Annotated in this window: 22 protein-coding genes and 1 pseudogene; 15 read left to right on the forward strand and 8 right to left on the reverse strand. The window is 70.1% G+C overall.

Features of this window, described 5'->3' with window-relative positions:
• Position 1: 1 nt before the first annotated feature.
• From DW299_RS12070 to DW299_RS12095, 6 genes are all read right to left on the reverse strand, one after another.
• On the reverse strand, positions 2-340 hold the full coding sequence (locus DW299_RS12070) for a DUF7882 family protein (protein ID WP_136036733.1): 339 nt from the start codon (positions 338-340) through the stop codon (positions 2-4).
• 128 nt (positions 341-468) lie between these two features.
• Positions 469-1,161: an SOS response-associated peptidase gene (locus tag DW299_RS12075; protein ID WP_136036734.1), complete on the reverse strand. Its 693-nt coding sequence runs from the start codon at positions 1,159-1,161 to the stop codon at positions 469-471.
• 111 nt (positions 1,162-1,272) lie between these two features.
• Positions 1,273-1,761, reverse strand: a complete 489-nt coding sequence (locus tag DW299_RS12080; protein ID WP_136036735.1) for a YbaK/EbsC family protein — start codon at positions 1,759-1,761, stop codon at positions 1,273-1,275.
• 22 nt (positions 1,762-1,783) lie between these two features.
• Positions 1,784-3,022, reverse strand: a complete 1,239-nt coding sequence (locus DW299_RS12085; protein WP_136036736.1) for an MFS transporter — start codon at positions 3,020-3,022, stop codon at positions 1,784-1,786.
• Positions 3,019-3,456 carry a MarR family winged helix-turn-helix transcriptional regulator gene (locus DW299_RS12090; protein WP_136034971.1) on the reverse strand — a complete coding sequence of 146 codons (438 nt, stop codon included), beginning with the start codon at positions 3,454-3,456 and terminating at the stop codon, positions 3,019-3,021. The genes DW299_RS12085 and DW299_RS12090 overlap by 4 nt, the downstream gene beginning before the upstream one ends.
• Before the next feature lie 35 nt (positions 3,457-3,491).
• Positions 3,492-4,271 (reverse strand): IclR family transcriptional regulator, encoded by a 780-nt coding sequence (locus tag DW299_RS12095; protein WP_446724798.1) that lies wholly within the window; start codon positions 4,269-4,271, stop codon positions 3,492-3,494.
• 114 nt (positions 4,272-4,385) lie between these two features.
• Here DW299_RS12095 and DW299_RS12100 point away from each other — a divergent pair, with 114 nt between their 5' ends.
• The 3 genes from DW299_RS12100 to DW299_RS12110 are packed head-to-tail and all read left to right on the forward strand — an operon-like array spanning position 4,386 to position 7,024.
• Positions 4,386-5,159 carry a CoA transferase subunit A gene (locus DW299_RS12100; RefSeq protein WP_136036738.1) on the forward strand — a complete coding sequence of 258 codons (774 nt, stop codon included), beginning with the start codon at positions 4,386-4,388 and terminating at the stop codon, positions 5,157-5,159.
• Position 5,160: 1 nt separating this feature from the next.
• Positions 5,161-5,829 (forward strand): CoA transferase subunit B, encoded by a 669-nt coding sequence (locus DW299_RS12105; RefSeq protein ID WP_205814388.1) that lies wholly within the window; start codon positions 5,161-5,163, stop codon positions 5,827-5,829.
• Positions 5,822-7,024: an acetyl-CoA C-acetyltransferase gene (locus DW299_RS12110; protein WP_240744681.1), complete on the forward strand. Its 1,203-nt coding sequence runs from the start codon at positions 5,822-5,824 to the stop codon at positions 7,022-7,024. Before DW299_RS12105 ends, DW299_RS12110 begins: the two co-directional genes overlap by 8 nt.
• 24 nt (positions 7,025-7,048) lie before the next feature.
• On the opposite strand, the gene DW299_RS12115 is transcribed toward DW299_RS12110, so the two are convergent.
• Positions 7,049-7,348, reverse strand: coding sequence for a hypothetical protein (locus tag DW299_RS12115; protein ID WP_025103262.1), 300 nt, complete (start codon positions 7,346-7,348; stop codon positions 7,049-7,051).
• 206 nt (positions 7,349-7,554) lie between these two features.
• Here DW299_RS12115 and DW299_RS12120 point away from each other — a divergent pair, with 206 nt between their 5' ends.
• The 8 genes from DW299_RS12120 to DW299_RS12155 all read left to right on the forward strand — a co-directional run bounded on the left by DW299_RS12120 (position 7,555) and on the right by DW299_RS12155 (position 17,751).
• Positions 7,555-8,817 (forward strand): MFS transporter, encoded by a 1,263-nt coding sequence (locus DW299_RS12120; protein ID WP_136036739.1) that lies wholly within the window; start codon positions 7,555-7,557, stop codon positions 8,815-8,817.
• 62 nt (positions 8,818-8,879) lie between these two features.
• Complete coding sequence (locus tag DW299_RS12125; protein ID WP_136036740.1) at positions 8,880-10,286, forward strand: alpha,alpha-trehalose-phosphate synthase (UDP-forming); 1,407 nt, start codon at positions 8,880-8,882, stop codon at positions 10,284-10,286.
• A gap of 35 nt (positions 10,287-10,321) precedes the next feature.
• The gene (gene otsB, locus DW299_RS12130) at positions 10,322-11,122 is read left to right on the forward strand and encodes a trehalose-phosphatase (protein WP_136034961.1); all 801 of its coding nucleotides are present in this window, start codon (positions 10,322-10,324) and stop codon (positions 11,120-11,122) included.
• A gap of 106 nt (positions 11,123-11,228) precedes the next feature.
• Positions 11,229-12,947: a dihydroxy-acid dehydratase gene (gene ilvD, locus DW299_RS12135; protein WP_136036741.1), complete on the forward strand. Its 1,719-nt coding sequence runs from the start codon at positions 11,229-11,231 to the stop codon at positions 12,945-12,947.
• 51 nt (positions 12,948-12,998) lie between these two features.
• Positions 12,999-14,798, forward strand: coding sequence for an acetolactate synthase large subunit (locus DW299_RS12140; protein WP_136034957.1), 1,800 nt, complete (start codon positions 12,999-13,001; stop codon positions 14,796-14,798).
• A gap of 3 nt (positions 14,799-14,801) precedes the next feature.
• Positions 14,802-15,311: an acetolactate synthase small subunit gene (ilvN, locus tag DW299_RS12145; RefSeq protein ID WP_136036742.1), complete on the forward strand. Its 510-nt coding sequence runs from the start codon at positions 14,802-14,804 to the stop codon at positions 15,309-15,311.
• Positions 15,312-15,335: 24 nt separating this feature from the next.
• Positions 15,336-16,382 carry a ketol-acid reductoisomerase gene (ilvC, locus tag DW299_RS12150; RefSeq protein WP_342589035.1) on the forward strand — a complete coding sequence of 349 codons (1,047 nt, stop codon included), beginning with the start codon at positions 15,336-15,338 and terminating at the stop codon, positions 16,380-16,382.
• 94 nt (positions 16,383-16,476) lie between these two features.
• Complete coding sequence (locus DW299_RS12155) at positions 16,477-17,751, forward strand: alpha-L-fucosidase (protein ID WP_446724799.1); 1,275 nt, start codon at positions 16,477-16,479, stop codon at positions 17,749-17,751.
• A gap of 18 nt (positions 17,752-17,769) precedes the next feature.
• On the opposite strand, the gene DW299_RS12160 is transcribed toward DW299_RS12155, so the two are convergent.
• On the reverse strand, positions 17,770-18,921 hold the full coding sequence (locus DW299_RS12160) for an ROK family transcriptional regulator (RefSeq protein ID WP_136034949.1): 1,152 nt from the start codon (positions 18,919-18,921) through the stop codon (positions 17,770-17,772).
• A 199-nt stretch (positions 18,922-19,120) separates the two neighbouring features.
• Between DW299_RS12160 and DW299_RS12165 the strand changes: the two genes are divergently transcribed.
• The 4 genes and pseudogenes from DW299_RS12165 to DW299_RS12180 all read left to right on the forward strand — a co-directional run.
• Positions 19,121-20,380 carry an ABC transporter substrate-binding protein gene (locus DW299_RS12165; protein ID WP_136036744.1) on the forward strand — a complete coding sequence of 420 codons (1,260 nt, stop codon included), beginning with the start codon at positions 19,121-19,123 and terminating at the stop codon, positions 20,378-20,380.
• Positions 20,381-20,422: 42 nt separating this feature from the next.
• Positions 20,423-21,328, forward strand: a complete 906-nt coding sequence (locus DW299_RS12170; RefSeq protein ID WP_136034945.1) for a carbohydrate ABC transporter permease — start codon at positions 20,423-20,425, stop codon at positions 21,326-21,328.
• Positions 21,318-22,238, forward strand: a complete 921-nt coding sequence (locus DW299_RS12175; RefSeq protein WP_136036745.1) for a carbohydrate ABC transporter permease — start codon at positions 21,318-21,320, stop codon at positions 22,236-22,238. The genes DW299_RS12170 and DW299_RS12175 overlap by 11 nt, the downstream gene beginning before the upstream one ends.
• 2 nt (positions 22,239-22,240) lie before the next feature.
• Positions 22,241-22,430 (forward strand): annotated as a pseudogene (locus DW299_RS12180) (ROK family protein); the annotation flags it as partial.

Here is a 22,430-nt window from a genome sequence, read left to right on the forward strand (position 1 = left end):
GTCACGCCGGGGCGAGGACCGCTTCGCGATCCGTCGGTGCCTGCTCTGCGGGCTCGGACACCAGGTACAGCCCGGTGGGGGCGTTGGCCGTGAACGCGAGTGCGTCGACCCAGGCCCGGTTGACGGCCGGCTGGCGGCTGCCGCTGTACTTGAAGACGAGCGAGCTGCCCGCGTGCACCCATACCGTGGTGCGTCCGCCGCCGATGCTGGCGTCTTCCCGCCAGGTGAAGCCGAACGGCTCCCCGCGGCGGAGCTTCGCGGTCATGACGAGCTGGACGTGTGTGAGCGCCCGATCCTCGATCTCGACCTTCACGCTGTTCTCGTACACGAAACGACCCATGACCTGCTTCCTGTTCCGCCACAGAAACCTGTGCCAAGAGGCGCAACCAAGATGATCACTGGTGTGGTGTTCCTCTACGGTCTCACACATTCGAGGAACCGGATACCCCGGCCGGCGACAGGGGCGTCTCAGGCGACGGGATCGAGGAGGGTGGGGTCGGACGGGTCGAGCGTGCGGGTGTTGCTGACCTTGCGGTCCACGATGCGTCCGCGGATCGTGGCGGCGACATCCGCCGAGCTATGGTCCAGCATCGCCAGCGCGTCGAGCTTCGCCTGCCCGGTCAGCTTGTCCGGGCTGAGCCAGGTGTCCCACGTGTCCGGCGTCAGGAAGGCCGGCATGCGGTCGTGGACCTCGCCGCTCGCGTCCCTGGCCTCCCTGGTGACCACGACGAAGCATCGCACCCGCTCTCCCTCGTGCTCCATGGACCACGTCAGTCCCGCGGCGGCGAGCAGGCCGTCGGCGTGCAGGAAGTGCGGGGTCTTCCGCCCCCTCTCGCCGGTCCACTCGAAGTAGCCGCGCATCGGGACGATGCACCGGGCCGCGGAGAACGCGGGTGCCCAGAACCCGGCCGCCAGCTTCTCCATCCTGGCGTTGATGAGCGGCGCGCGCTGGGGGCGGTTGGGCGGGCTCTGCCAGTCCCAGCGGACGAGCTCGAGGATGCGGCCCTCACCGCGGTCGCGGACGATCGGTGCGTTCTCGGTGGGGGCGATCGAGTAGGCGCCGTGCCACGACTTCCACCAGTCCTCGGGACGGCCGCCCTCGGCGACGAACTCGCGGATCAGCTCGTCGGTGGTCGCATCGTTCGCGAATCGTCCGCACATGTCTCACCCTCGCAGATCCGTGTCCGCCGATGCCCCGCGCACCGGACTCGATCGTCCCATCATGCTGCACGGGGTGCGCGGGTGCACGGCCCTGGATGCACGGAGCCCGGATCAGGCTCCGGCGACGTCGATCACGGTGCCGTGCGTGAGCTGCTCCAGTTCGGCGAAGGTGAGGGGCATCACCGTGTGCGGGTGCCCTGCGGCAGCCCAGATCTCCGGGAACGCCGTGAGTGCGCGGTCGAGGTAGGTCGGCAGCGGTGCCGGGTGCCCGACCGGTGCCACGCCGCCGATCGCCTGACCTGTCGCCTCCCGCACGACGGACGCCGGCGCCATCGAGACGTCCGTGGCGCCGATGCTGCGCGCCAGGACGCCGAGGTCGACCCGGTGTCCGCCGCTCGTCATCACGAGCACCGGGTCACCGTCGGCGAGGAACACCAGGCTGTTGGCGATCGCGGCGACCTCGCAGCCGATGGCGGCCGCGGCCTCCGTCGCGGTTCGAGCGGAGTCGGGGAGGACGCGGATCTCCGCATCGACACCCGACTCGACGAGGTGCTGATGCACCAGGCGGCTGCGTTCGGGAAGCGAGGGCGCGTCGGTCATGGCACCACGGTAGTGGAGGGGCTCAGGCCGCGTCGCCGACGACGATGGCCTGGGCGTCCTCCGCCGCGGGGTCAGCGGGCTCGTCGTCGATGTGCGCGAGGGCACGACGGCCGAGGAACACGGTGAGCGCGGCGAGGAGCACCGCGACCGCCGCGAACAGGTACGGAACGGTCGCGCTGAACAGGTGCCACAGGAGTGCCGCGATCGGCGGAGCCATCGCGCCACCGAGGAAGCGGACGGCCGAGTAGGCGGACGATGCGACCGAGCGGGGCAGATCGGTGGCCTCCATCACGGCCTCGGTCAGCACCGTGTTCATGATGCCGAGCAGCAGGCCGCCCACGATGATGCACGCCACGAGCGCGGCGGCGCTGTCGACGACGAGTCCGGCGACCACGAGGTCGATCGCCAGCAGGGGCAGCACGACCAGGATGATCCGGGTGCGGGGCATGCGCCGCATCAGCACGGGTGCGACCCACACGCTGGTCACCGCGAGCGCGACACCCCAGCCGAAGAAGGTGAAGCCGATGCCCATCGCGCCGAAGCCCAGGGGGAACGGCGAGAACGCCAGCAGCACGAAGAAGCCGATGTTGTAGAACAGCGCGGCGACGGCGAGGATCGCGAGCGCGGGACGACGGAGTGCCGTGAACGGCGCGGAGAACGGAACGGGCGTGCGCTTCTCGCTCGGGCCGCGCAGCAGCAGGGACACCGCGATGAACGCGATCGCCATGAGCACGACGACACCGAAGAAGGGGCCGCGCCAGCTCTGCTCGCCGAGGATGCCGCCGAGCAGCGGACCCACGGCGATGCCCAGACCCAGCGCTGCCTCGTACAGCACGATCGCCGCGCCGCTGCCGCCCGAGGCTGCCCCGACGATGGTCGCGAGAGCCGTGGAGATGAACAGCGCGTTGCCGAGGCCCCAGCCCGCCCGGAACCCGATCACCGCGTCGACGCTGCCGCTCAGGGCGCAGAGGAGAGCGAACACCACGATCAGCGCGAGACCGACGAGGAGCGTCGCTTTGGCGCCGATACGGCTGGAGACCCAGCTGGTGACGAGCATCGCGAGGCCGGTGACGAGGAGGTAGCTGGTGAACAGCAGCTCGGTCTCGACCGGTGACGCCTCGAGCGACTCGGCGATGGCGGGCAGGATGGGGTCGACCAGCCCGATGCCCATGAACGCGACGACGCAGGCGAACGCGACCGCCCACACCTGCGCGGGCTGCCTCCAGACGGACGGGGTCGATGCGGCGGTGGTCTGGGTCACTGGTGGTCTCCTGCTCTGTCGGCGGTGGTGCGCTCGGCGAGGATCCGGGCCGCGCGGGTGAGGGCGGCCCAGTCGTCGTCGTCGAGGTCTGCGAATCGCGGGGCGATGGTGGAGCGGAACTCCGCCCTCCACTCGTCCACGGCTGCCGTCCCGGCCTCCGTGATGGCGACCGTGATCGCCCGGGAGTCGTCGGGATCGGGGGAGCGGTGCACGAGCCCCTCGCGTTCGAGGGTGCCGATCAGCCGCGTCATGCCGGGCTGGGTCGTGCGCGCCGCCGCGGCCAGCTCGCCCACGCGACGGGGCCCCGTCTGGGTGAGCAGGCTGAGGACGCGCCACTGTGCCGCCGGGGCGTCGTTCCCCGCGTCCTGAGCGGCGATCCGGCCGAGCGCGTACCCGGAGAGCACGAGCGACGGGATGACATCCACGCGATTCATACCAGCGAGTATATATCGCTTGGTATGTATACGCGTCAGCGGCGGGCGTTCGCGATCCGCGCCGAGAGCTGATGGGCGTGCGCCAGCAGGATGCGGCCAAGCTCGGCCTGGCGATCCGGTCCGAACCGGAAGGCCACACCGGTCAGGCTCAGCGCCCATTCCGGGCGCCCCGCGCGATCGAACACGGCGGCGCCCAGGCCCCAGCTGCCCTCCACGATGAGACCGGGGTTCACGGCGTACCCGCGCTCCTTGGTCTCCGCCAGTCGCGCACGCAGGGGAGCCCGCCCGTGGGCGCGACCCCAGTGGGTCTCCAGGTCGGGGTGCCGTTCGATATAGGCATCCACATCGTGGTCCGGCAGGAAGGACAGGATCGCCAGGCCGGCGCTCGCGACACCGAGGGGGAAGCGCACCCCCTCGCTCAGGACGAAGGAGCGGATCGGGAACGAGCCCTCCTCGCGCAGCAGGCAGACGGTCTCGTCGGCACGGCGCACCGAGAAGAACGCGCTCTCCTCGGTCGTGACGGCGAGCGAGCGCACGATGTCGCGCGCGAGGCCGGTCACGTCGTAGCGCGCCGCCGCCACGGATCCCATCAGGAACAGCTCCGGCCCCGGCATCCAGCGCGCGCTGTCCGTGTCACGGTCGACCAGGCCCTCCACGCGGAGGGCGGTGAGCAGCCGATGCGCCGTGGAGCGCGACAGCCCCGAGGCGCGAGCGAGCTCCTGCAGCGTCGCGCCCTCCGCCCCGGACGCGGTGACCAGGCGCAGGAGCCCGGCCGCCCTCGCGATCGCCTGGGCCCCGGGCACGCTTCGAGACATCGATTCCACATTGTGGACGGTAGTCGGCCTGCGGGCCACATCACAAGACCGTGCTGGCGTGGTCGCACCCGCCGGGCGGATCCTGGAGGAGAGCACGGAACCGAAGGAGCAGACGTGATCGACAAACACTGGGAGTCCGCCGCCGCGGCCGTCGCGGACATCCCCGACGGCGCCTCTCTCGCGGTCGGCGGGTTCGGCCTCTCCGGCAATCCGATCGCCCTGATCGAGGCTCTCCTCGCCCAGGGCACGACCGACCTGAGCATCGTCAGCAACAACTGCGGCGTCGACGACTGGGGGCTCGGCATCCTCCTCGCGGCGCAGCGCATCCGGAAGATGATCTCGTCGTACGTGGGGGAGAACAGGGAGTTCGAGCGCCAGTTCCTCAGCGGCGAGCTCGAGCTCGAGCTGACGCCCCAGGGCACGCTCGCGGAGAAGCTGCGCGCCGGCGGTGCGGGTATCGCGGCGTTCTTCACACAGACGGGCGTGGGCACACAGGTCGCGGAGGGCGGCCTGCCGCGCCGCTACCACCCGGACGGCTCCATCGCGGTCGCATCGCCGGCGAAGGACGTGCGCACCTTCGACGTGGGCGGGGAGCCGAGGGAGTTCGTGCTGGAGGAGGCCATCACCACCGACTTCGCCCTCGTGCACGCCGCCCTGGGCGACCGTCACGGCAACCTCGTCTTCACCAAGGCGGCGCGCAACTTCAACCCGCTCGCGGCCATGGCCGGACGCATCTGCATCGCGCAGGTGGAGCGGCTCGTGGAGCCCGGCGACCTGGACCCCGACGCGGTGCACCTGCCCGGGGTGTTCGTGCACCGCATCGTGGAGGTCGGCACCGACATCCCCAAGCGCATCGAGCGACGCACCGTCGCGGCGGAAGGAGCCTGACATGGCGCTCACGCGAGACCAGATGGCAGCCCGCGCCGCCGCCGAGCTGCAGGACGGCTCCTACGTGAACCTGGGGATCGGGCTGCCCACGCTCGTGCCCAACCACGTGCCGCCCGGCGTGACCGTGGTGCTGCAGTCCGAGAACGGGATCCTGGGGGTCGGGCCTTACCCGCGCGAGGAGGAGGTCGACCCCGACCTCATCAACGCGGGCAAGGAGACCGTGACGACGCTCCCCGGAGCGGCTTTCTTCGACTCCGCCCTCAGCTTCGGCATGATCCGTGGCGGGAAGATCGACGCCGCGATCCTCGGTGCCATGCAGGTGTCGGCCGCGGGCGACCTGGCGAACTGGATGATCCCGGGCAACATGGTCAAGGGTCCGGGCGGCGCCATGGACCTCGTGCACGGCGCGGGCAGGGTCATCGTGCTGATGGAGCATGTGGCGAAGGACGGGTCGGCGAAGATCGTCGACGACTGCTCCCTCCCGCTCACCGGCCGCGGAGTGGTCGACCGCATCATCACCGACCTGGCCGTGATCGACGTGACGCCCGACGGCCTGGTGCTCGTCGAACTCGCCCCCGGTGTCACGATCGACGAGGTCGCCGCCGCCACGGAACCGCCCCTCAGCCTCTCCCCGGAACTGCAGAACGGAAGGACCCCCACCCATGACTGACAACCACATGGTGACGGACGACGACGTGGTCATCGTCGCCGCCGCGCGCACCCCACAGGGTCGGCTCAAGGGTCAGCTCGCCGCGTTCACCGCGCCGCAGCTGGGCTCGTTCGCGATCCGCGGCGCTCTGGAGCAGGCACACGTCGACCCCGGCGACGTGGATGCCGTGATCGTCGGACAGGTGCTCGCCGCCGGCTCGGGACAGAACGCGGCCAGGCAGGCGGCGATCGGCGCGGGGATCGGCTGGGACGTGCCGGCGCACTCCGTGAACAAGGTGTGCCTGTCCGGGCTGACGGCCGTGATCGACGCCGCCCGCATGATCCGCACCGGCGACGCCGAGGTCGTGGTGGCTGCCGGCATGGAGTCCATGACCAGGGCCCCGCATCTGCTGATGGGGTCGCGCGACGGCTGGGCGTACGGCACCGTCGAGGTGCTCGACCACCTGGCCTACGACGGCCTGACCGACGCGTACGACCGCGAGAGCATGGGGGCGTCCACCGAGCGGCACAACGAGCGCTTCGGCCTCACGCGCGAGGCTCAGGACGCGGTCGCCGCGCTCTCGCACCAGCGGGCCGCCGCGGCGCAGGAGTCTGGCGTGCTCGACGCGGAGATCGTGCCGGTCGAGGTGCCGCAGCGACGCGGTGAGCCGCTGCGCGTCACGAGGGACGAGGGCGTGCGCCCCGACACCACCGTGGAGTCGCTGGCCGGGCTGCGTGCCGCGTTCGCGGAGGGCGGCAGCATCACCGCGGGAAACTCCTCGCAGATCTCCGACGGCGCCTCGGCCGTCGTCGTGGCGACGCGGCGCATCGCGGAGGCGAAGGGCTGGCCCGTGCTGGCGACCGTCGGCGCGAGCGGGCAGACCGCTGGGCCGGACAACTCGCTGCAGGCGCAGCCCGCACGGGCGATCGAGCGCGCGTGCGAGAAGCAGGGCATCACGCCGGCGGATCTGGACATCGTGGAGATCAACGAGGCGTTCGGTGCGGTCGTCGCCCGGTCGCAGACCGAACTGGGTCTCGACAGCGACATCGTCAACGTGCACGGGGGCGGGATCGCGATCGGCCACCCGATCGGAGCGTCAGGGAACCGCCTGGTCGTGCACGCGGCTCACGAGCTCGTGCGACGCGGGGGCGGCACGGCCGCGGTCGGGCTGTGCGGCGGCGGCGGGCAGGGCGAGGCGCTGATCCTCACCCGGTGAACGACCGCGGGCCGTGGGGGCGCGTCAGGACCGCTTGTCCTGGGCGTGCCCCTGCGCGTCGGCGAGGGCCTTCTGCGACCGGAACTGCAGCCGCTGCGCCTTCTTCGACTTCTTGACGGACTGCGGGGAGTCGGCGTCGACCGGGACGCCGTGGCGCTCGCGACGCATGTCGACCACGGCGCCCACCGCGAGTGCCATCGTGATGCCCCAGCTCACCCACGACAGGAGCGAGCGCCAGGTGATGGGTTCGTTGCGGGTGCCGCGCAGCAGCGAGATCCCTGCCGAGATCGCGGCGACGAGTCCGGTGCTGAAGAGGTAGCGCATGCCCCTACGCTACCCGCCGCCCTCCGTCCCTCGCCCTGCCTTGACAACGCGAGGGCGGTGCTGGCAGGGCGCCCATGCAGGCGGGGTCGTTATCATGGGGGAGTCGCGGGTCACCCGCGGCCGCACACACCGTGTATCTACCGGCCGCCGGCCTCTCCGGCGGACAGCGGCGGCACCCGATATCGCGTCATCGACGCGCGAGAGCCATGACACACGTCACCGTCACCCCTCCTGCCCGCGCCCACGAGCCGAGCCTCTTCCGCCTCGCCGGCCTGCCCTACTTCCTGATCGCGTTCATCGCGCGACTGCCGTTCGCCATGATGGTCGTCGGCGTGCTCACCGTGGTGGTCTCGGCCCGCGGCTCCCTCGCCCTCGGCGGACTCACCTCCGCTGCGGTCGGACTGGGGACCGCCTGCTTCGGGCCGCTCCTGGGCGCCGCGGCCGATCGGTTCGGTCAGCGCGCTGTGCTTCTCGTGCTCGCGGTCGGCAACGCCGCCATGCTGCTGCTGTTCACCGCGGTCGTGTACGGCGAGGCCGCCGATGGGTTCGTCCTGCTCGCCGCGGTCGGCATCGGGGCGACGGCGCCCCAGGTGGCCCCGCTGTCCCGCTCGCGCCTGGTCACGCTGATCGTGGAGCGGATGCCGGAGGAGCGCCGCACCAGGACCGTGTCCGGAACGATGGCGTACGAGTCGGCGGCCGACGAGACCGTGTTCGTGTTCGGGCCGTTCCTGGTCGGCATCCTCGCGTCCGCTCTCGCGCCCTGGGCCCCGCTGGTGGGTGCGGCGGTCCTGACGCTGGTCTTCGTGGGAGCCTTCGCCCTGCACCCCAGCGGTCGCCAGGTGTCGCAGGACCGCGACGCGGACGGCCGTGCTCCCTCGGCCGTGTCCGAGCTGTTCCGCGCGCGACTGCTGATCGTGGTGCTCGGCATCCTGGGCGTCGGACTGTTCTTCGGCGCGATGCTCACCTCGCTCACGTCGTTCATGGCCGACCGCGGTGCGCCGGAGCAGGCCGGGCTGCTGTACGGCGTGATGGGCGTGGGATCGGCGGCGCTCGCCCTGGGCGTCGCGTGGCTCCCCGCCCGCTTCACGCTGCGGGCGCGGTGGCTCGTGTTCTCCGCGATCCTGCTCGCGGGCACGCTGCTCCTCGGGGTGGTCGACAGCCCCGCGGCCATGATGATCGCGCTGGCCGTGATGGGCATCGGCATCGGCCCCACCCTGGTCACGCAGTACAGCTTCGGCGCGGCACGCAGCCCACGCGGTCGGTCCGCGACGGTCATGACGATGCTCGGATCCGGTGTCGTCGTGGGTCAGTCCATCGGCGCGGCCGTGGCGGGCGAGCTCGCGGAGAGCGCGGGAACCGAGGCCGCGCTGGTGCTGCCCATGGTCGCCGCGGCCATCGCGTTCGGCGCGGGTATCGCGAACTGGGCCCTCAGCGGCGTGACGCATCGACGCGCGCCCGTCAAGCCCTGAGCGCAGATCGGCGAGCGCCGCGGTTCCTCGATAGCCTGGATGAAACCCCCAAGGAGCTCTCCGTGACCGCTGCTGACTTCGTCGTCGTCGCCAACCGCCTACCCGTCGACCGGGTGGTGGGCCCCGACGGCGAAGAGACCTGGCGCACCTCGCCGGGCGGTCTCGTGGCCGCCCTCGAGCCCATGATGCGCCGTGTGCACGGCGCCTGGGTCGGCTGGCCGGGGCAGCCCGACGTCGCGCTGGACCCGTTCGAGGCGGACGGCATCGATCTGATCCCCGTCGCTCTGAGCGCGGAGGAGGTCGCCGACTACTACGAGGGCTTCGCGAACGACACCATCTGGCCGCTCTACCACGACGTGATCGCGCCACCCCAGTACCACCGCGAGTGGTGGGAGGCGTACGTGACGGTGAACCGGCGCTTCGCGGAGGCGGCCGCGGCAGCCGTGGCGGAGGACGGCACCGTCTGGGTGCACGACTACCAGCTGCAGCTCGTACCGCAGATGGTGCGCGAGCTGCGACCCGACGTGACCATCGGCTACTTCCACCACATCCCGTTCCCCGCGCACGGCCTCTATGCGCAGTTGCCCTGGCGCGACCAGGTGCTGCGCGGCCTGCTCGGGGCGGACGTCATCGGCTTCCAGCGGGCTCAGGACGCGACCTACTTCCTCACGGCGGTGCGGCGTCGGCTGCGCTATGAGGTCAAGGGAGCCAACGTCGCCGTGCCCGAGGGCGGCGAGACCAGGACCGCGCTCGCCAAGGCGTTCCCGATCTCCATCGACACGGCGCCGTACCTGGAGCTCGCCGCGCGACCGGACGTCCGGGCGAGGGCGGCCGAGATCCGCGCGAGTCTCGGCAACCCCAAACGGATCCTGCTCGGGGTCGACCGCCTCGACTACACCAAGGGCATCGGTCACCGGATCAAGGCCTACGGCGAGCTCCTCGAGGACGGGCGCCTGGCCGTCGAAGACGTCACGCTCATCCAGGTCGCCAGCCCGAGCCGCGAGCGCGTGGACGCCTACGCCCACCTGCGCGACGAGATCGAGCTCGCGGTCGCCCGCATCAACGGCGACCACGACACGGTCGGACACTCCGCCATCCGCTACCTGCACCAGGGCTATCCCCGCGAGGAGATGGTGGCGCTCTACCTCGCGGCCGACGTGATGCTCGTGACCGCGCTCCGCGACGGCATGAACCTCGTGGCCAAGGAGTACATCGCGACGCGGACCGACAACCACGGCGTGCTGGTGCTGAGCGAGTTCACGGGTGCCGCCGACGAGCTGCGCCAGGCCGTCCGGGTCAACCCGCACGACATCGCCGGGCTCAAGGACGCCATCATGGAGGCCGTCGAGATGTCGCCCGCCGAGCAGGCGCGCCGCATGAGGTCGCTGCGGCGCCGCGTGCTCGACAACGACGTGAACGCCTGGTCGACCTCCTTCCTCGAGGCCCTCGCCGCGGTACGCGGTCGCTGAGCCCGCCCGATACCCGCACCTCGAACGGAGAACCCGTGACGCGCCCCTGGACCCCCGGAACCGCCGACGCCGACCTGACCGCGCTGGCCGCGACCCCCCGGCTCGTGGTGGCCCTCGACTTCGACGGCACGGCCTCGCCGCTCGTCGTCGACCCGATGGCCGCCAGGGCACATCCCGCGGTCGCCACCCAGATCGCCCGGCTCGCCGCGATGCGCGACACCGTCGTGGCCTTCGTCTCCGGCCGCAGCATGCACGACCTGCGTGAGATCACCGAGCACACGGACGACTCGGTGATCGCGCTCGCGGGGTCGCACGGCGCACAGTACTGGTTCCCCGGCGAAGGCGCGGCGGATGCGCCGGGTGCCCCCACGGCGGACGGTGCGCGCGAGGAGCTGTGGGCGGCCGCCCAGCCGATCATCGACCGCTACGAGGGGGCGGAGCTGGAGCCGAAGACGTTCGGCATGGGGGTGCACACGCGCCGCGCCGACCGCGAGACCGAGGAGCGCGTGTTCGCGGAGATCGACGCGCTGGTCGCCGAGCGGTTCCCGCACTGGCGTCGCCGCGCGGGCCATCGGGTGCTGGAGTTCTCGTCCCGGGCGGAGGGGAAGGATGCGGCGATGGCCGCGCTGCGGGAGCGCTTCGACGCGACGGGCATCCTCTTCGCGGGCGACGACGTGACCGATGAGGACGCCATGCGCGTGCTCGGGGAGGGCGACCTCGGCGTGCGCGTCGGCCCGGGGGAGAGCGCCGCGGCCCTGCGGGTGGATTCCCCGGAGCAGGTGGGCGCCCTGCTGGAGACGCTCGCCGACGAGCGGCAGGTCGCTCTCGGGGGCTGACCCTCCGGCTCCCGCTGCACGCGTGTGGACACCCCACAACAGATCGCCGCGCTTCTGGAGCCCGCGTGCGGACGAACGGGTGCTCGCGCAGGAATAGACTCTCGTCATGTCCTCGCATGATCCCTCCTCCAGCGCGCCCATCGACATCAAGCCCCGCAGCCGCGTCGTCACCGACGGCATCGAGGCCACGACCTCCCGCGGCATGCTCCGTGCCGTCGGCATGGGCGACGAGGACTGGGACAAGCCCCAGATCGGCATCGCGTCCAGCTGGAACGAGATCACGCCGTGCAACCTGAGCCTCGACCGTCTGGCACAGGGCGCGAAGGAGGGCGTGCACTCCGGCGGCGGCTACCCGCTGCAGTTCGGGACGATCTCGGTGTCGGACGGCATCTCGATGGGCCACGAGGGCATGCACTTCTCGCTCGTCTCGCGCGAGGTCATCGCCGATTCGGTCGAGACCGTGATGATGGCCGAGCGCCTCGACGGCTCCGTGCTCCTCGCGGGCTGCGACAAGTCGATCCCCGGCATGCTCATGGCCAGCGCCCGCCTCGATCTCTCCAGCGTGTTCCTCTACGCTGGATCGATCGCGCCGGGGTGGGTCAAGCTCTCGGACGGCACCGAGAAGGACGTCACGATCATCGACTCGTTCGAGGCGGTCGGCGCGTGCCGGGCCGGTCTCATGAGCGAGGAGGACCTCAAGCGCATCGAGTGCGCGATCGCTCCCGGTGAGGGGGCGTGCGGCGGCATGTACACCGCCAACACGATGGCGTCGGTCGCCGAGGCGCTCGGCCTCAGCCTTCCCGGCTCGGCTGCTCCGCCCGCGGCCGACCGCCGTCGCGACTACTTCGCGCACCGCTCCGGCGAGGCCGTGGTGAACCTGCTCCGCCAGGGCATCACGACCCGCGACATCCTCACGAAGGAGGCGTTCGAGAACGCGATCGCGCTCGCGATGGCCCTCGGCGGCTCCACGAACGTGGTGCTCCACCTGCTCGCGATCGCCCGCGAGGCCGAGGTCGAGCTGAGCCTCCACGACTTCAACCGCATCGGCGACCGCGTGCCGCACGTGGCCGACATGAAGCCGTTCGGCAAGTACGTGATGAACGACGTCGACCGTCACGGCGGCATCCCCGTCATCATGAAGGCCATGCTCGACGAGGGCCTGCTGCACGGCGACGCGCTCACCGTGACGGGCAAGACGCTCGCCGAGAACCTCGCCGACCTCGACCCGCAGCCGATCGACGGCGAGGTCATCCACACCTTCGACAACCCCATCCACGCGACGGGCGGCCTCACGATCCTCCACGGCTCGCTCGCCCCGGAGGGTGCCGTGGTCAAGACCGCCGGATTCGACGCGGCCGTGTTCGAGGGACCGGCGCGTGTGTTCGAGCGCGAGCGTGCGGCGATGGACGCGGTCGCCGAGGGCTCGATCGAGCCGGGCAGTGTCATCGTCATCCGTTACGAGGGCCCCAAGGGCGGACCGGGCATGCGGGAGATGCTCGCTATCACCGCGGCCATCAAGGGCGCTGGGCTCGGAAAAGATGTACTACTCTTGACGGACGGACGATTCTCAGGCGGCACAACCGGCCTGTGCATCGGCCACATAGCACCCGAAGCGGTGGACGCTGGTCCCATCGCCTTCGTGCGCGATGGTGATCTGATACGGGTCGATATCGCAGCTCGCTCTCTCGACCTACTCGTCGACGAGGCGGAGCTCGCCTCCCGCCGCTCTGGCTGGGAGCCGCTTCCCCCGCGCTACACCCGAGGCGTTCTTGCCAAGTACTCGCGCCTCGTGCGGTCCGCCGCCGAGGGAGCGACCACCGGCTGACCCGGATGCATCGGCATCCGGCGTCCTCCACAGTTCACCAGAAGGAAAGTCATGACTGCTGACACCGTCTCGGCCGTGCCGAGGCCGCCCGCCCGTTCATCCGCCCCGGAGATCACCGGTGCCGAGGCCGTCGTGCGCTCGCTCGAGCTGCTCGGCGTCACCGACGTCTTCGGTCTCCCCGGTGGCGCGATCCTGCCGGTGTACGACCCGCTCATGGACGCGTCGCAGCTGCGCCACATCCTGGTGCGCCACGAGCAGGGCGCCGGTCATGCGGCCGAGGGGTACGCGTCCGCGTCGGGCAAGGTCGGCGTGTGCATCGCCACCTCCGGTCCCGGCGCGACGAACCTCGTCACCGCGATCGCCGACGCCTACATGGACTCGGTGCCGCTGCTGGCGATCACCGGCCAGGTGTTCTCGACCCTGATGGGGACGGACGCGTTCCAGGAGGCCGACATCGTGGGCATCACGATGCCGATCACGAAGCACTCGTTCCTGGTGAAGGACGCGGCGGACATCCCCGGCGCGATCGCGGCCGCCTACGAGATCGCCGGCACCGGTCGTCCCGGTCCCGTGCTCGTGGACATCACGAAGGATGCGCAGCAGGCGGTCGCCCCGTTCGTGTGGCCGCCCAAGATCGACCTGCCCGGCTACCGCCCGGTCACCAAGGCGCACGGCAAGCAGATCCAGGCCGCGGCCGCCCTGCTCGCCGAGGCCAAGAAGCCGGTGCTGTACGTCGGCGGCGGCGTCGTGCGCGGTCGTGCGGCCGCCGAGCTGCTGGAGCTCGCGGAGTCCACGGGCGCCCCCGTGGTGACCACGCTGATGGCTCGCGGCGCCTTCCCCGACTCCCACGCGCAGCACCTGGGCATGCCCGGCATGCACGGCACCGTTCCGGCGGTGCTGGCGCTGCAGGAGGCCGACCTCATCGTGTCGCTCGGCGCGCGCTTCGACGACCGCGTGACGGGCAAGGCGGCGCTGTTCGCTCCGCACGCCAAGGTCGTGCACGTGGACATCGACCCCGCGGAGATCTCGAAGATCCGCACGGCCGATGTGCCGATCGTGGGCGACGTGCGTGACGTGCTGACCGACCTCGATGCCGCATTCCGCGGTGCGACGGGTGGCGCGAAGCCCGACATCGAGGAGTGGTGGTCGTACCTCGACGGCCTCCGCAACGAGTTCCCGCTCGGCTACGCGCCGACGACCGACGGGCTGCTGGCGCCGCAGTACGTGATCCAGCGCATCGGCGAGCTCACCGGACCGGAGGGCATCTTCGCCTCGGGCGTGGGGCAGCACCAGATGTGGGCCGCGCAGTTCATCAAGTACGAGCGTCCGAACGCGTGGCTCAACTCCGGGGGAGCCGGCACCATGGGCTACTCGGTCCCCGCGGCGATGGGGGCCAAGGTCGCCGAGCCGGAACGCCAGGTCTGGGCGATCGACGGCGACGGCTGCTTCCAGATGACCAACCAGGAGCTCGCGACCTGCGCGATCAACAACATCCCGATCAAGGTCGCCATCATCAACAACTCCTCGCTGGGCATGGTGCGGCAGTGGCAGACGCTGTTCTACGACGGCCGCCACTCCAACACCGACCTGAACACCGGGCACGGCACGGTCCGCATCCCCGACTTCGTCAAGCTCGCAGAGGCGTACGGCTGCCTCGCGATCCGTGTGGAGAAGGAGGAGGAGGTCGACGCGGCCATCCAGCTCGCTCTCGACACGAACGACCGCCCCGTGGTGATCGACTTCGTGGTGAGCGCCGACTCCATGGTGTGGCCGATGGTGCCGCAGGGCGTCAGCAACAGCTATGTCCAGTACGCGCGCGACCACGCGCCCGCCTTCGACGAGGAGGACTGAGCCATGTCGACCCACGTGCTGAGCCTGCTGGTGGAGAACACCCCCGGCCTGCTGACCCGCGTCGCGGGGCTCTTCGCCCGCCGCGGCTTCAACATCGACTCCCTCGCGGTCGGCGTGACGGAGGTGCCGGGGATCTCCCGCATCACGGTCGTCGTCGACGTCGAGGAGCTTCCGCTCGAGCAGGTCACCAAGCAGCTGAACAAGCTGATCAACGTGATCAAGATCGTCGAGCTCGACCCGACCACCTCGGTGCAGCGCGAGCACATGCTCGTGAAGGTGCGCACCGACAACGCCACCCGGTCGAACGTGATCGAGGTCGTGAATCTGTTCCGCGCGTCGGTCGTCGACTACGCCTCCGACGCCCTGGTGATCGAGGTCACCGGCGACAAGGGCAAGGTCGAGGCGCTGCTGCGTGCGCTGGAGCCCTTCGGCATCAAGGAGATCGCCCAGTCCGGTCTCCTGGCCATCGGCCGCGGCGGCAAGAGCATCACCGAGCGCGTCCTGCGCGGCTGACCATTCCCACTCTTCCGAACCACAATCAAGGAGAAACACACCGTGAGCACCGAGATCTTCTACGACGACGACGCCGACCTGTCCCTGATCCAGAGCAAGAAGGTCGCGATCGTCGGCTACGGCTCGCAGGGTCACGCCCACGCGCAGAACCTGCGCGACTCGGGCGTCGAGGTCGCGATCGCCCTCAAGGAGGGCTCCAAGTCCGCCGCGAAGGCGGAGGAGGCCGGCTTCCCGGTCAAGACCGTCGCCGATGCGACCGAGTGGGCCGACGTCATCATGATCCTCGCGCCGGACCAGCACCAGCGCACGATCTACAGCGAGTCGATCGCCCCGAACCTGACCGCGGGCAAGACCCTCGCGTTCGCGCACGGGTTCAACATCCGCTTCGGCTACATCGACGCCCCCGAGGGTGTCGACGTGATCCTGGTCGCCCCGAAGGCGCCCGGTCACACGGTGCGCCGCGAGTTCGTCGCCGGTCGCGGCATCCCGGACATCATCGCGGTCGAGCGCGATGCGTCCGGCAAGGCGTGGGACCTCGCGCTGTCGTACGCCAAGGCGATCGGCGGCACCCGGGCCGGCGTCATCAAGACCACGTTCACCGAGGAGACCGAGACCGACCTCTTCGGTGAGCAGGCCGTGCTCTGCGGTGGCATGAGCCACCTGGTGCAGGCGGGCTTCGAGACGCTCGTCGAGGCCGGGTACCAGCCGCAGATCGCCTACTTCGAGGTGCTGCACGAGCTGAAGCTCATCGTCGACCTGATGTGGGAGGGCGGCATCGCCAAGCAGCGCTGGTCGATCTCCGACACGGCTGAGTTCGGCGACTACGTCTCCGGACCGCGCGTGATCGACGAGCGCGTCAAGGAGAGCATGAAGGGCGTGCTGTCCGACATCCAGTCCGGCGCGTTCGCGAAGCGCTTCATCGAGGACCAGGACAACGGCGCCGAGGAGTTCCTCGCGCTGCGTGCCAAGGAGGAGCAGCACCCGATCGAGGCCACCGGCAAGGAGCTGCGGTCACTGTTCGCCTGGAAGCAGCAGGATGAGGACTACGTGGACGGCAGCGCCGCGCGCTGAGTCGATCGTCGAAGGAACGGGCGTCCCCTCGGGGGCGCCCGTTTCGCGTTTCCCGACCTCATTCGTCCGTCAAACATCCGATGTCTATGCCAGGATGGGAGGCATGCGACAGGAATGGTTTGATCACGCCCGCTTCGGGATGTTCGTGCACTTCGGGCTGTACAGCGGCGCGGCGCGGCACGAGTGGGTGCAGAACTATGAACGCCTCACCGACGAGGACTACCGCCCGTACTTCGAGAACTTCGACCCCGATCTGTTCGATGCGGCCGCCCTGGCCAGGACGGCCAAGGAGAGCGGGATGGGCTACGTCGTGCTCACGACCAAGCACCACGACGGCTTCTGCCTGTGGGACTCCGCGCTCACGGATTTCACGTCGGTGTCGGCCGTCGGGCGCGACCTCGTGCGCGAGTACGTCGACGCGCTGCGCGCCGAGGGGCTCAAGGTGGGGCTGTACCACTCGGTGATCGACTGGCACCACCCGGACTTCACGGTGGACTGGAACCACCCCCGCCGCGACGACGAGAACGCGCACGCGCTCAACGAAGGTCGCGACATGTCGCGGTACCGCGCGTATCTGCACGGGCAGGTGCGCGAGCTGCTGACCGCGTACGGCGACATCGACTACCTGTTCTTCGACTTCACCTACCCCGAGGAGAAGGACGGCTGGGCCGGCAAGGGGCCCGGGGACTGGGACGCCGAGGCGCTGCTCGCTCTGTGCCGCGAGCTGCAGCCGGAGATGCTGGTGAACGACCGCCTGGGCATCCCCGCCGACTTCGTCACCCCGGAGCAGTACCAGCCGACCGCGCCACTCCTGCGCGACGGCGAGCCCCTGGTGTGGGAGGCCTGCCAGACCCTCAACGGATCGTGGGGATACCACCGCGACAACACCGATCAGAAGTCGCCGACGCTGCTGGTGCAGATGCTGGTCGACTCGGTCTCGATGGGGGGCAACATGCTGCTCAACATCGGTCCGGACGGCCGCGGGGCGATCGCGCCGCGGGATGCCGGGACACTCGCGGAGATCGGGGAGTGGATGCGGCTGCACGAGCGCGCGGTCATCGGCGCAGGGCACGCCCCGTTCACCCCGCCGCGCGAGGGCGTGTACACGCTGCGGGGCGACCGCCTCTACCTCAGCCTGTTCAGCTGGCCGCTCGGGTTCGTGCACCTTCCCGGGCTCGCCGACCGCGTGACGTACGCGCGCCTGCTGAACGACGGCTCGTGGCTGCCCACCTCGGTGTCCGACCCCGAGCAGCAGGCGGATCTGATGACCCCCGCCGGCGAGGCCGAGGGGACGCTCACGGTGCATCTGCCCGTGCGTCGTCCCGACGTGCTGGTGCCGGTGATCGAGCTGCGCCTGCGCGCGGAGTGAGCGGGCGGTGGCGGCGGCTCAGGCCGTCGCCACCGGGATCTCCACGCCTTCGAGCGCCAGCCGCGCGGCGCCGTACAGGATCGCGTCCGCGCCCGTGGTCGCCGCCTCGATGCGCAGGCGCTGCGTGGCCAGGGGGTGGCAGGCCTCGTAGACCCGGCTGCGGACGGCCGCGATGAACGGCTCCGAGGCGCTCATGCTGCCCGTCAGGAACACGGCGTGCGGGTTGAAGAAGTTCACGACACCGGAGAGCGCCTGACCCAGGTGCGTGCCCGCCGTGCGGACGAGCGTGGTCGCGACGGGATCGGCGTCGCGCGCGAGCGTGAGCACGTCGGCGGTCGTGGCGACGGCGGTGTTGCCGCGCTCGTGCATCTGTCGCACGAGGCTGGCACCGCTGGCCACGGTCTCCAGGCATCCGGTGTTGCCGCACGAGCAGGGGATGTCGCCGCTGCCGTCGATGCGGGTGTGGGTGATGTCGCCCGCCGCGGCCGTCGCGCCGCGGTGCACGTGACCGTCGACGATGATGCCGCTGCCGATCGCGGTCCCCGCCTTCACGGTGATGCTGTGCTGTCCGTGACCGAGCTGCTCCCGATGCTCGCCGAGCGCCGCGAGGTTCGCGTCGTTGTCGACGACGACGGGAACGCCGTAGCGTTCGGCGAGGTGCTCGCCTACGCGGAAGCCCGGCCATCCCGGCATGCGCGAGGGCTGGTCGACGGATCCCGTGGCGATGTCGACCGGGCCGGGGAGACTGACCCCGATCGCGTGCACCCTGGTGTCTGCCACGAGGCGGTCGAACACCTCGGCGACCCGCGCGAGCGTGGCCTCCGGGCCGTCGGCGACGTCGATCGCGATCGTCTCGCTGTCGAGCAGCGCACCGCTCAGGTCGTGCCGTCCCACGCGGGCGTGCTTTCCGCCCAGGTCGGCGGAGAGCACGAGGCCGTCGGAGGCGATCTGCAGCACGCGGGGCCGGCGACCGCCGCGCGAGGTGCCGGCTCCGGCCTCCTGCAGCACGCCGGCGTCGAGCAGCGCCTGCACGCGGAGTCCGACCGTGGACGCGGCGACGCCCATCGTCGCCGCCAGCTCCGAGCGGGAGCGGGCCTGACCGCGCGCGACGAGGTCGAGGATGCGCCGCGTGTGCGGGTCGTCGACGGGGGTGTCGGCGGGGTTCGTCATGGGAGCCCTTCGTCTCGGAGCATCGTCAGCGTAGCGGGGGAGTGTCGTGTTTCGGGGAGGTGACGCCGTATCACCGTCCGATAAACATCGGATGTTCAGCTTGCGGCACTCCCCGAACTATGAAAGCCTCACTTCATACGAAATCCTATTAGGTTAATTCGACCCGCGAAATAACCTTTCCCTTCTCAGGAGGCATTCAATGAAGAAGTTGCGTGTGGGGGCTGTCGCCGCTGTCACGGGCGTCGCCGTGGCGATGACCGGTTGTGCCAGCACGGGCGGCTCCGGAGGCTCCGCCGACGGCGACACCATCGTCGTCGACATGTGGGCGGGCAGCGAGTCCGACGTCGATGCGCTCGAGGCGCAGATCGAGTTCGCGCAGAAGCAGAACCCCGACATCACCATCAAGCTGCAGACGTCGCCCTGGAGCGACTTCTTCACGAAGCTGACGACCAACATGGCCAGCGGCAACATGGCGTGCATCACGGGGATGAGCGGCGCGCAGCTCGGCGGTTACACGGGCGGCTTCCGCGAGCTGAGCGAGAAGGACCTCGAGACGGCCGGGATCGACTGGTCGGAGTTCAACCCGAGCGCCGACGGCATCCTCAGCTTCGAGGGCAAGGTCTACGGCGTGCCGTTCGACGTGGCCACCATGCTCGTCTACTACAACCAGGACATGCTGACCGCCGCCGGTGCCGCCACGCCGGAGATCGGCTGGACGTTCGACGACTTCTCCGCGATCGCCGCCGACGCCACGAAGGACGGCAAGTACGGCTTCGGCATGGGCATGGGCGGCTACCAGTGGATGTCGATGCCCATCGCGTACTCCGCCACGCAGCCGGCCTCCGAGGACGGCACGCTGCACATCGACGACGACGCGTTCGTCGACGCGGCCACCTGGTACGCCGGGCTGGTCACCGAGCAGAAGGTCGCGGCGCCCGTCGCCTCGGCCTCCGACACGGGCTGGGGCGAGAACCAGTACACCGGCGCCAACGCGGCCATGGCCGTCGACGGCACCTGGAACGCGGTCAGCTACCTCAACAACGAGTCCGGCTTCGCCGCCGGCATGGTGCCGCTGCCCGCGGGCGTCGACGGCAACCCCGGACCGATCCTCGGCTCGGGCTACGGCATCGCCGCCAACTGCAAGAACCCGGAGGCCGCGCTGAAGGTCCTCGGCTCGCTGGTGGGTGAGGACGCGCAGGACTACATCGCGTCGTCCGGCCGCTCGTACCCCGCGCGCACCTCCTCGCAGCCGCTGTACTTCGAGTCGATCGACGAGCAGTACCGCGACCAGGTGCAGTCGGTGTTCGAGGCCGCGTTCGCCGACACCGTGCCGCTGTACATGACCAAGAGCTGGCAGAAGCTCGACAGCTACATCCAGCCCAACCTCGTCAGCGTCTACAACGGCCAGATGACGATGGAGGAGCTGCTGTCGAACGCCCAGGCGCAGTTCGGCGAGTGACCCGGCTCCGGCCGCCGCAGCAGTAACAGAGAAAGACAAGAGATGACGATCACGACGACACGTCGAGGATCGCTCGCCAAGGTCGAGGGCCGCCAGGCGCTGGGTTTCGCAAGCCCGGCCCTGGTGGGCCTCGCCCTGTTCACGATCGTGCCCGTCGGGCTGTCGATCGTGATGAGCGTCTTCGACTGGCCGACCTTCGGCGAGCGGACCTTCAACGGGGTGGACAACTACGTCAAGCTGTTCACCAGCAGCCCCGACTTCTGGCCGGCGCTGCGGAACTCGGCGGTGTACACGCTGCTGTACGTGCCGCTGAGCGTCGCCCTCTCGCTCGTGCTCGCTCTCGGACTCGGACCGCGGATCCGCGGTCGCGGCGCCCTGCGCGTGCTCTTCTTCATCCCGGTCGTGACGCCGATGGTCGCCAACGTGCTGGTGTGGAAGATGATGCTGCAGCCGCAGGGCCTCTTCAACGGCCTCTCGGTCAGCTGGTTCGGGATCGAGCTGCCGAACTTCCTCGCCGATCCCTCCTGGGCCATGATCATGGTCGTCGTGATGAGCGTCTGGCAGGGCCTCGGCTACAACATGCTGATCTTCTCGGCGGCTCTCGAGCAGCTCCCCGAGAGCGTGCTCGAGGCGGCCAGCATCGATGGCGCGCAGGGCTTCCGCCGCGTGTGGAGCATCATCATCCCGATGATCTCGCCGTCGATCTTCTTCGCCACCATCATGACGATGATCACCTCGCTGCAGGTGTTCGTGCAGCCGCAGATGCTCACCGGCGGCGGCCCGGGCAACGCCACCAAGCCGCTCGTGATGTACATCTGGGAGCAGGGCTTCACGTTCGGCGACCTCGGCCTCGCGGCCGCCGCCGCCTGGATCCTGTTCGCCATCATCATCGCGATCACCGGCCTCCAGTTCGCCGCGCAGAAGAAGTGGGTGCACTATGAGCACTGAGACCCTCGTCCGCCCCGCCGGCATCGCTCCGCGCCGCGACCGCGACCGTGAGCGCGAGAAGGCTCGGGGAGCCTCCACGACTCCGGGTGCCCGCCTCCGTCTGGTGCTCGCGCACGTCTGCATCTACATCGCCGCGCTCATCTTCATCGCGCCGCTCGTGTACGCGTTCTTCTCGGCCCTCAAGCCGAACTCCGAGATGTTCTCCATGCCGCCGACGCTCGTCGGCTCGGAGATCCGCTGGAGCAACTTCGTCGACGTGTTCGCCTACGGGCCGTTCCTGACGTACATCATGAACTCGTTCATCGTGGCGGTCGGCGGCACGCTGGTCGTGCTGGTGGTCTCGACCACCGCCGGGTACGCGTTCGGGCGGCTGCGGTGGAAGGGGCGCGACGCCGTGTTCGTGCTCTTCCTCGCCACGCTCATGGTGCCGGCCGAGGTGCTCGTGATCCCGATGTTCCAGGTCATGCAGTGGTTCAACTGGGTCGACACATACCAGGCGCTCATCCTGCCGTTCGCATTCGGCGCCTTCGGGACCTTCCTCATGCGGCAGTTCTTCCGCGGGATCCCCTATGAGCTGGAGGAGGCGGCACGCGTCGACGGCGCCGGTCCCGTCCGGTCGTTCCTGCAGATCATCCTCCCGCTGTCGAAGTCGGCCGTCGCCGTGCTCGCGGTGTTCACGTTCCTGTCGTTCTGGAACAGCTACCTGTGGCCGCTGATCGTGACGGTCGACTACAACGCCCACGGCACGCTGCCGGTCGGACTGGCCAGCTTCGCCGGTCTCACCGGCACCCGCTGGGACCTGCAGATGGCGGCGGCGATCATCTCGATGATCCCGACCACCGTGCTCGTGATCGTGCTGCAGAAGCACCTGGTCAAGGGCATCGCGATGGCAGGACTGGGCGGACGCTGAGCATGATCGGTCAGGAACAGGGCGCCACTGTGCCCATCGACGGTCGACCGCGTCCGCGAACCGGGCTGGCGGGGATCGACATCGGCGGCACCAAGATCGCCGCGCTCGTCGTGGGGGAGGACGGCTCCGTCGTCGCCCGCGGCAGCGTGCCGGCCCCTGCCGCCCTGGGCGGAGCGGCCATGGCCGATGCCG

This window comes from Microbacterium sp. K35 (assembly GCF_004794375.1).
GTDB lineage: Bacteria > Actinomycetota > Actinomycetes > Actinomycetales > Microbacteriaceae > Microbacterium > Microbacterium sufflavum.

Excerpts from the sequence above, each read along its gene's own strand:
- DW299_RS12160 (WP_136034949.1), bottom strand. The coding sequence starts at position 18,921 with ATGACGAACCCCGCCGACACCCCCGTCGACGACCCGCACACGCGGCGC.
- DW299_RS12080 (WP_136036735.1), bottom strand. The coding sequence starts at position 1,761 with ATGACCGACGCGCCCTCGCTTCCCGAACGCAGCCGCCTGGTGCATCAG.
- ilvN (WP_136036742.1), top strand. The coding sequence starts at position 14,802 with ATGTCGACCCACGTGCTGAGCCTGCTGGTGGAGAACACCCCCGGCCTG.
- DW299_RS12070 (WP_136036733.1), bottom strand. The coding sequence starts at position 340 with ATGGGTCGTTTCGTGTACGAGAACAGCGTGAAGGTCGAGATCGAGGAT.
- DW299_RS12105 (WP_205814388.1), top strand. The coding sequence starts at position 5,161 with ATGGCGCTCACGCGAGACCAGATGGCAGCCCGCGCCGCCGCCGAGCTG.
- DW299_RS12155 (WP_446724799.1), top strand. The coding sequence starts at position 16,477 with ATGGGAGGCATGCGACAGGAATGGTTTGATCACGCCCGCTTCGGGATG.
- DW299_RS12175 (WP_136036745.1), top strand. The coding sequence starts at position 21,318 with ATGAGCACTGAGACCCTCGTCCGCCCCGCCGGCATCGCTCCGCGCCGC.
- DW299_RS12075 (WP_136036734.1), bottom strand. The coding sequence starts at position 1,161 with ATGTGCGGACGATTCGCGAACGATGCGACCACCGACGAGCTGATCCGC.
- DW299_RS12095 (WP_446724798.1), bottom strand. The coding sequence starts at position 4,271 with ATGTCTCGAAGCGTGCCCGGGGCCCAGGCGATCGCGAGGGCGGCCGGG.
- ilvD (WP_136036741.1), top strand. The coding sequence starts at position 11,229 with ATGTCCTCGCATGATCCCTCCTCCAGCGCGCCCATCGACATCAAGCCC.
- DW299_RS12110 (WP_240744681.1), top strand. The coding sequence starts at position 5,822 with ATGACTGACAACCACATGGTGACGGACGACGACGTGGTCATCGTCGCC.
- DW299_RS12090 (WP_136034971.1), bottom strand. The coding sequence starts at position 3,456 with ATGAATCGCGTGGATGTCATCCCGTCGCTCGTGCTCTCCGGGTACGCG.
- DW299_RS12165 (WP_136036744.1), top strand. The coding sequence starts at position 19,121 with ATGAAGAAGTTGCGTGTGGGGGCTGTCGCCGCTGTCACGGGCGTCGCC.
- DW299_RS12170 (WP_136034945.1), top strand. The coding sequence starts at position 20,423 with ATGACGATCACGACGACACGTCGAGGATCGCTCGCCAAGGTCGAGGGC.
- DW299_RS12115 (WP_025103262.1), bottom strand. The coding sequence starts at position 7,348 with ATGCGCTACCTCTTCAGCACCGGACTCGTCGCCGCGATCTCGGCAGGG.
- DW299_RS12140 (WP_136034957.1), top strand. The coding sequence starts at position 12,999 with ATGACTGCTGACACCGTCTCGGCCGTGCCGAGGCCGCCCGCCCGTTCA.
- DW299_RS12120 (WP_136036739.1), top strand. The coding sequence starts at position 7,555 with ATGACACACGTCACCGTCACCCCTCCTGCCCGCGCCCACGAGCCGAGC.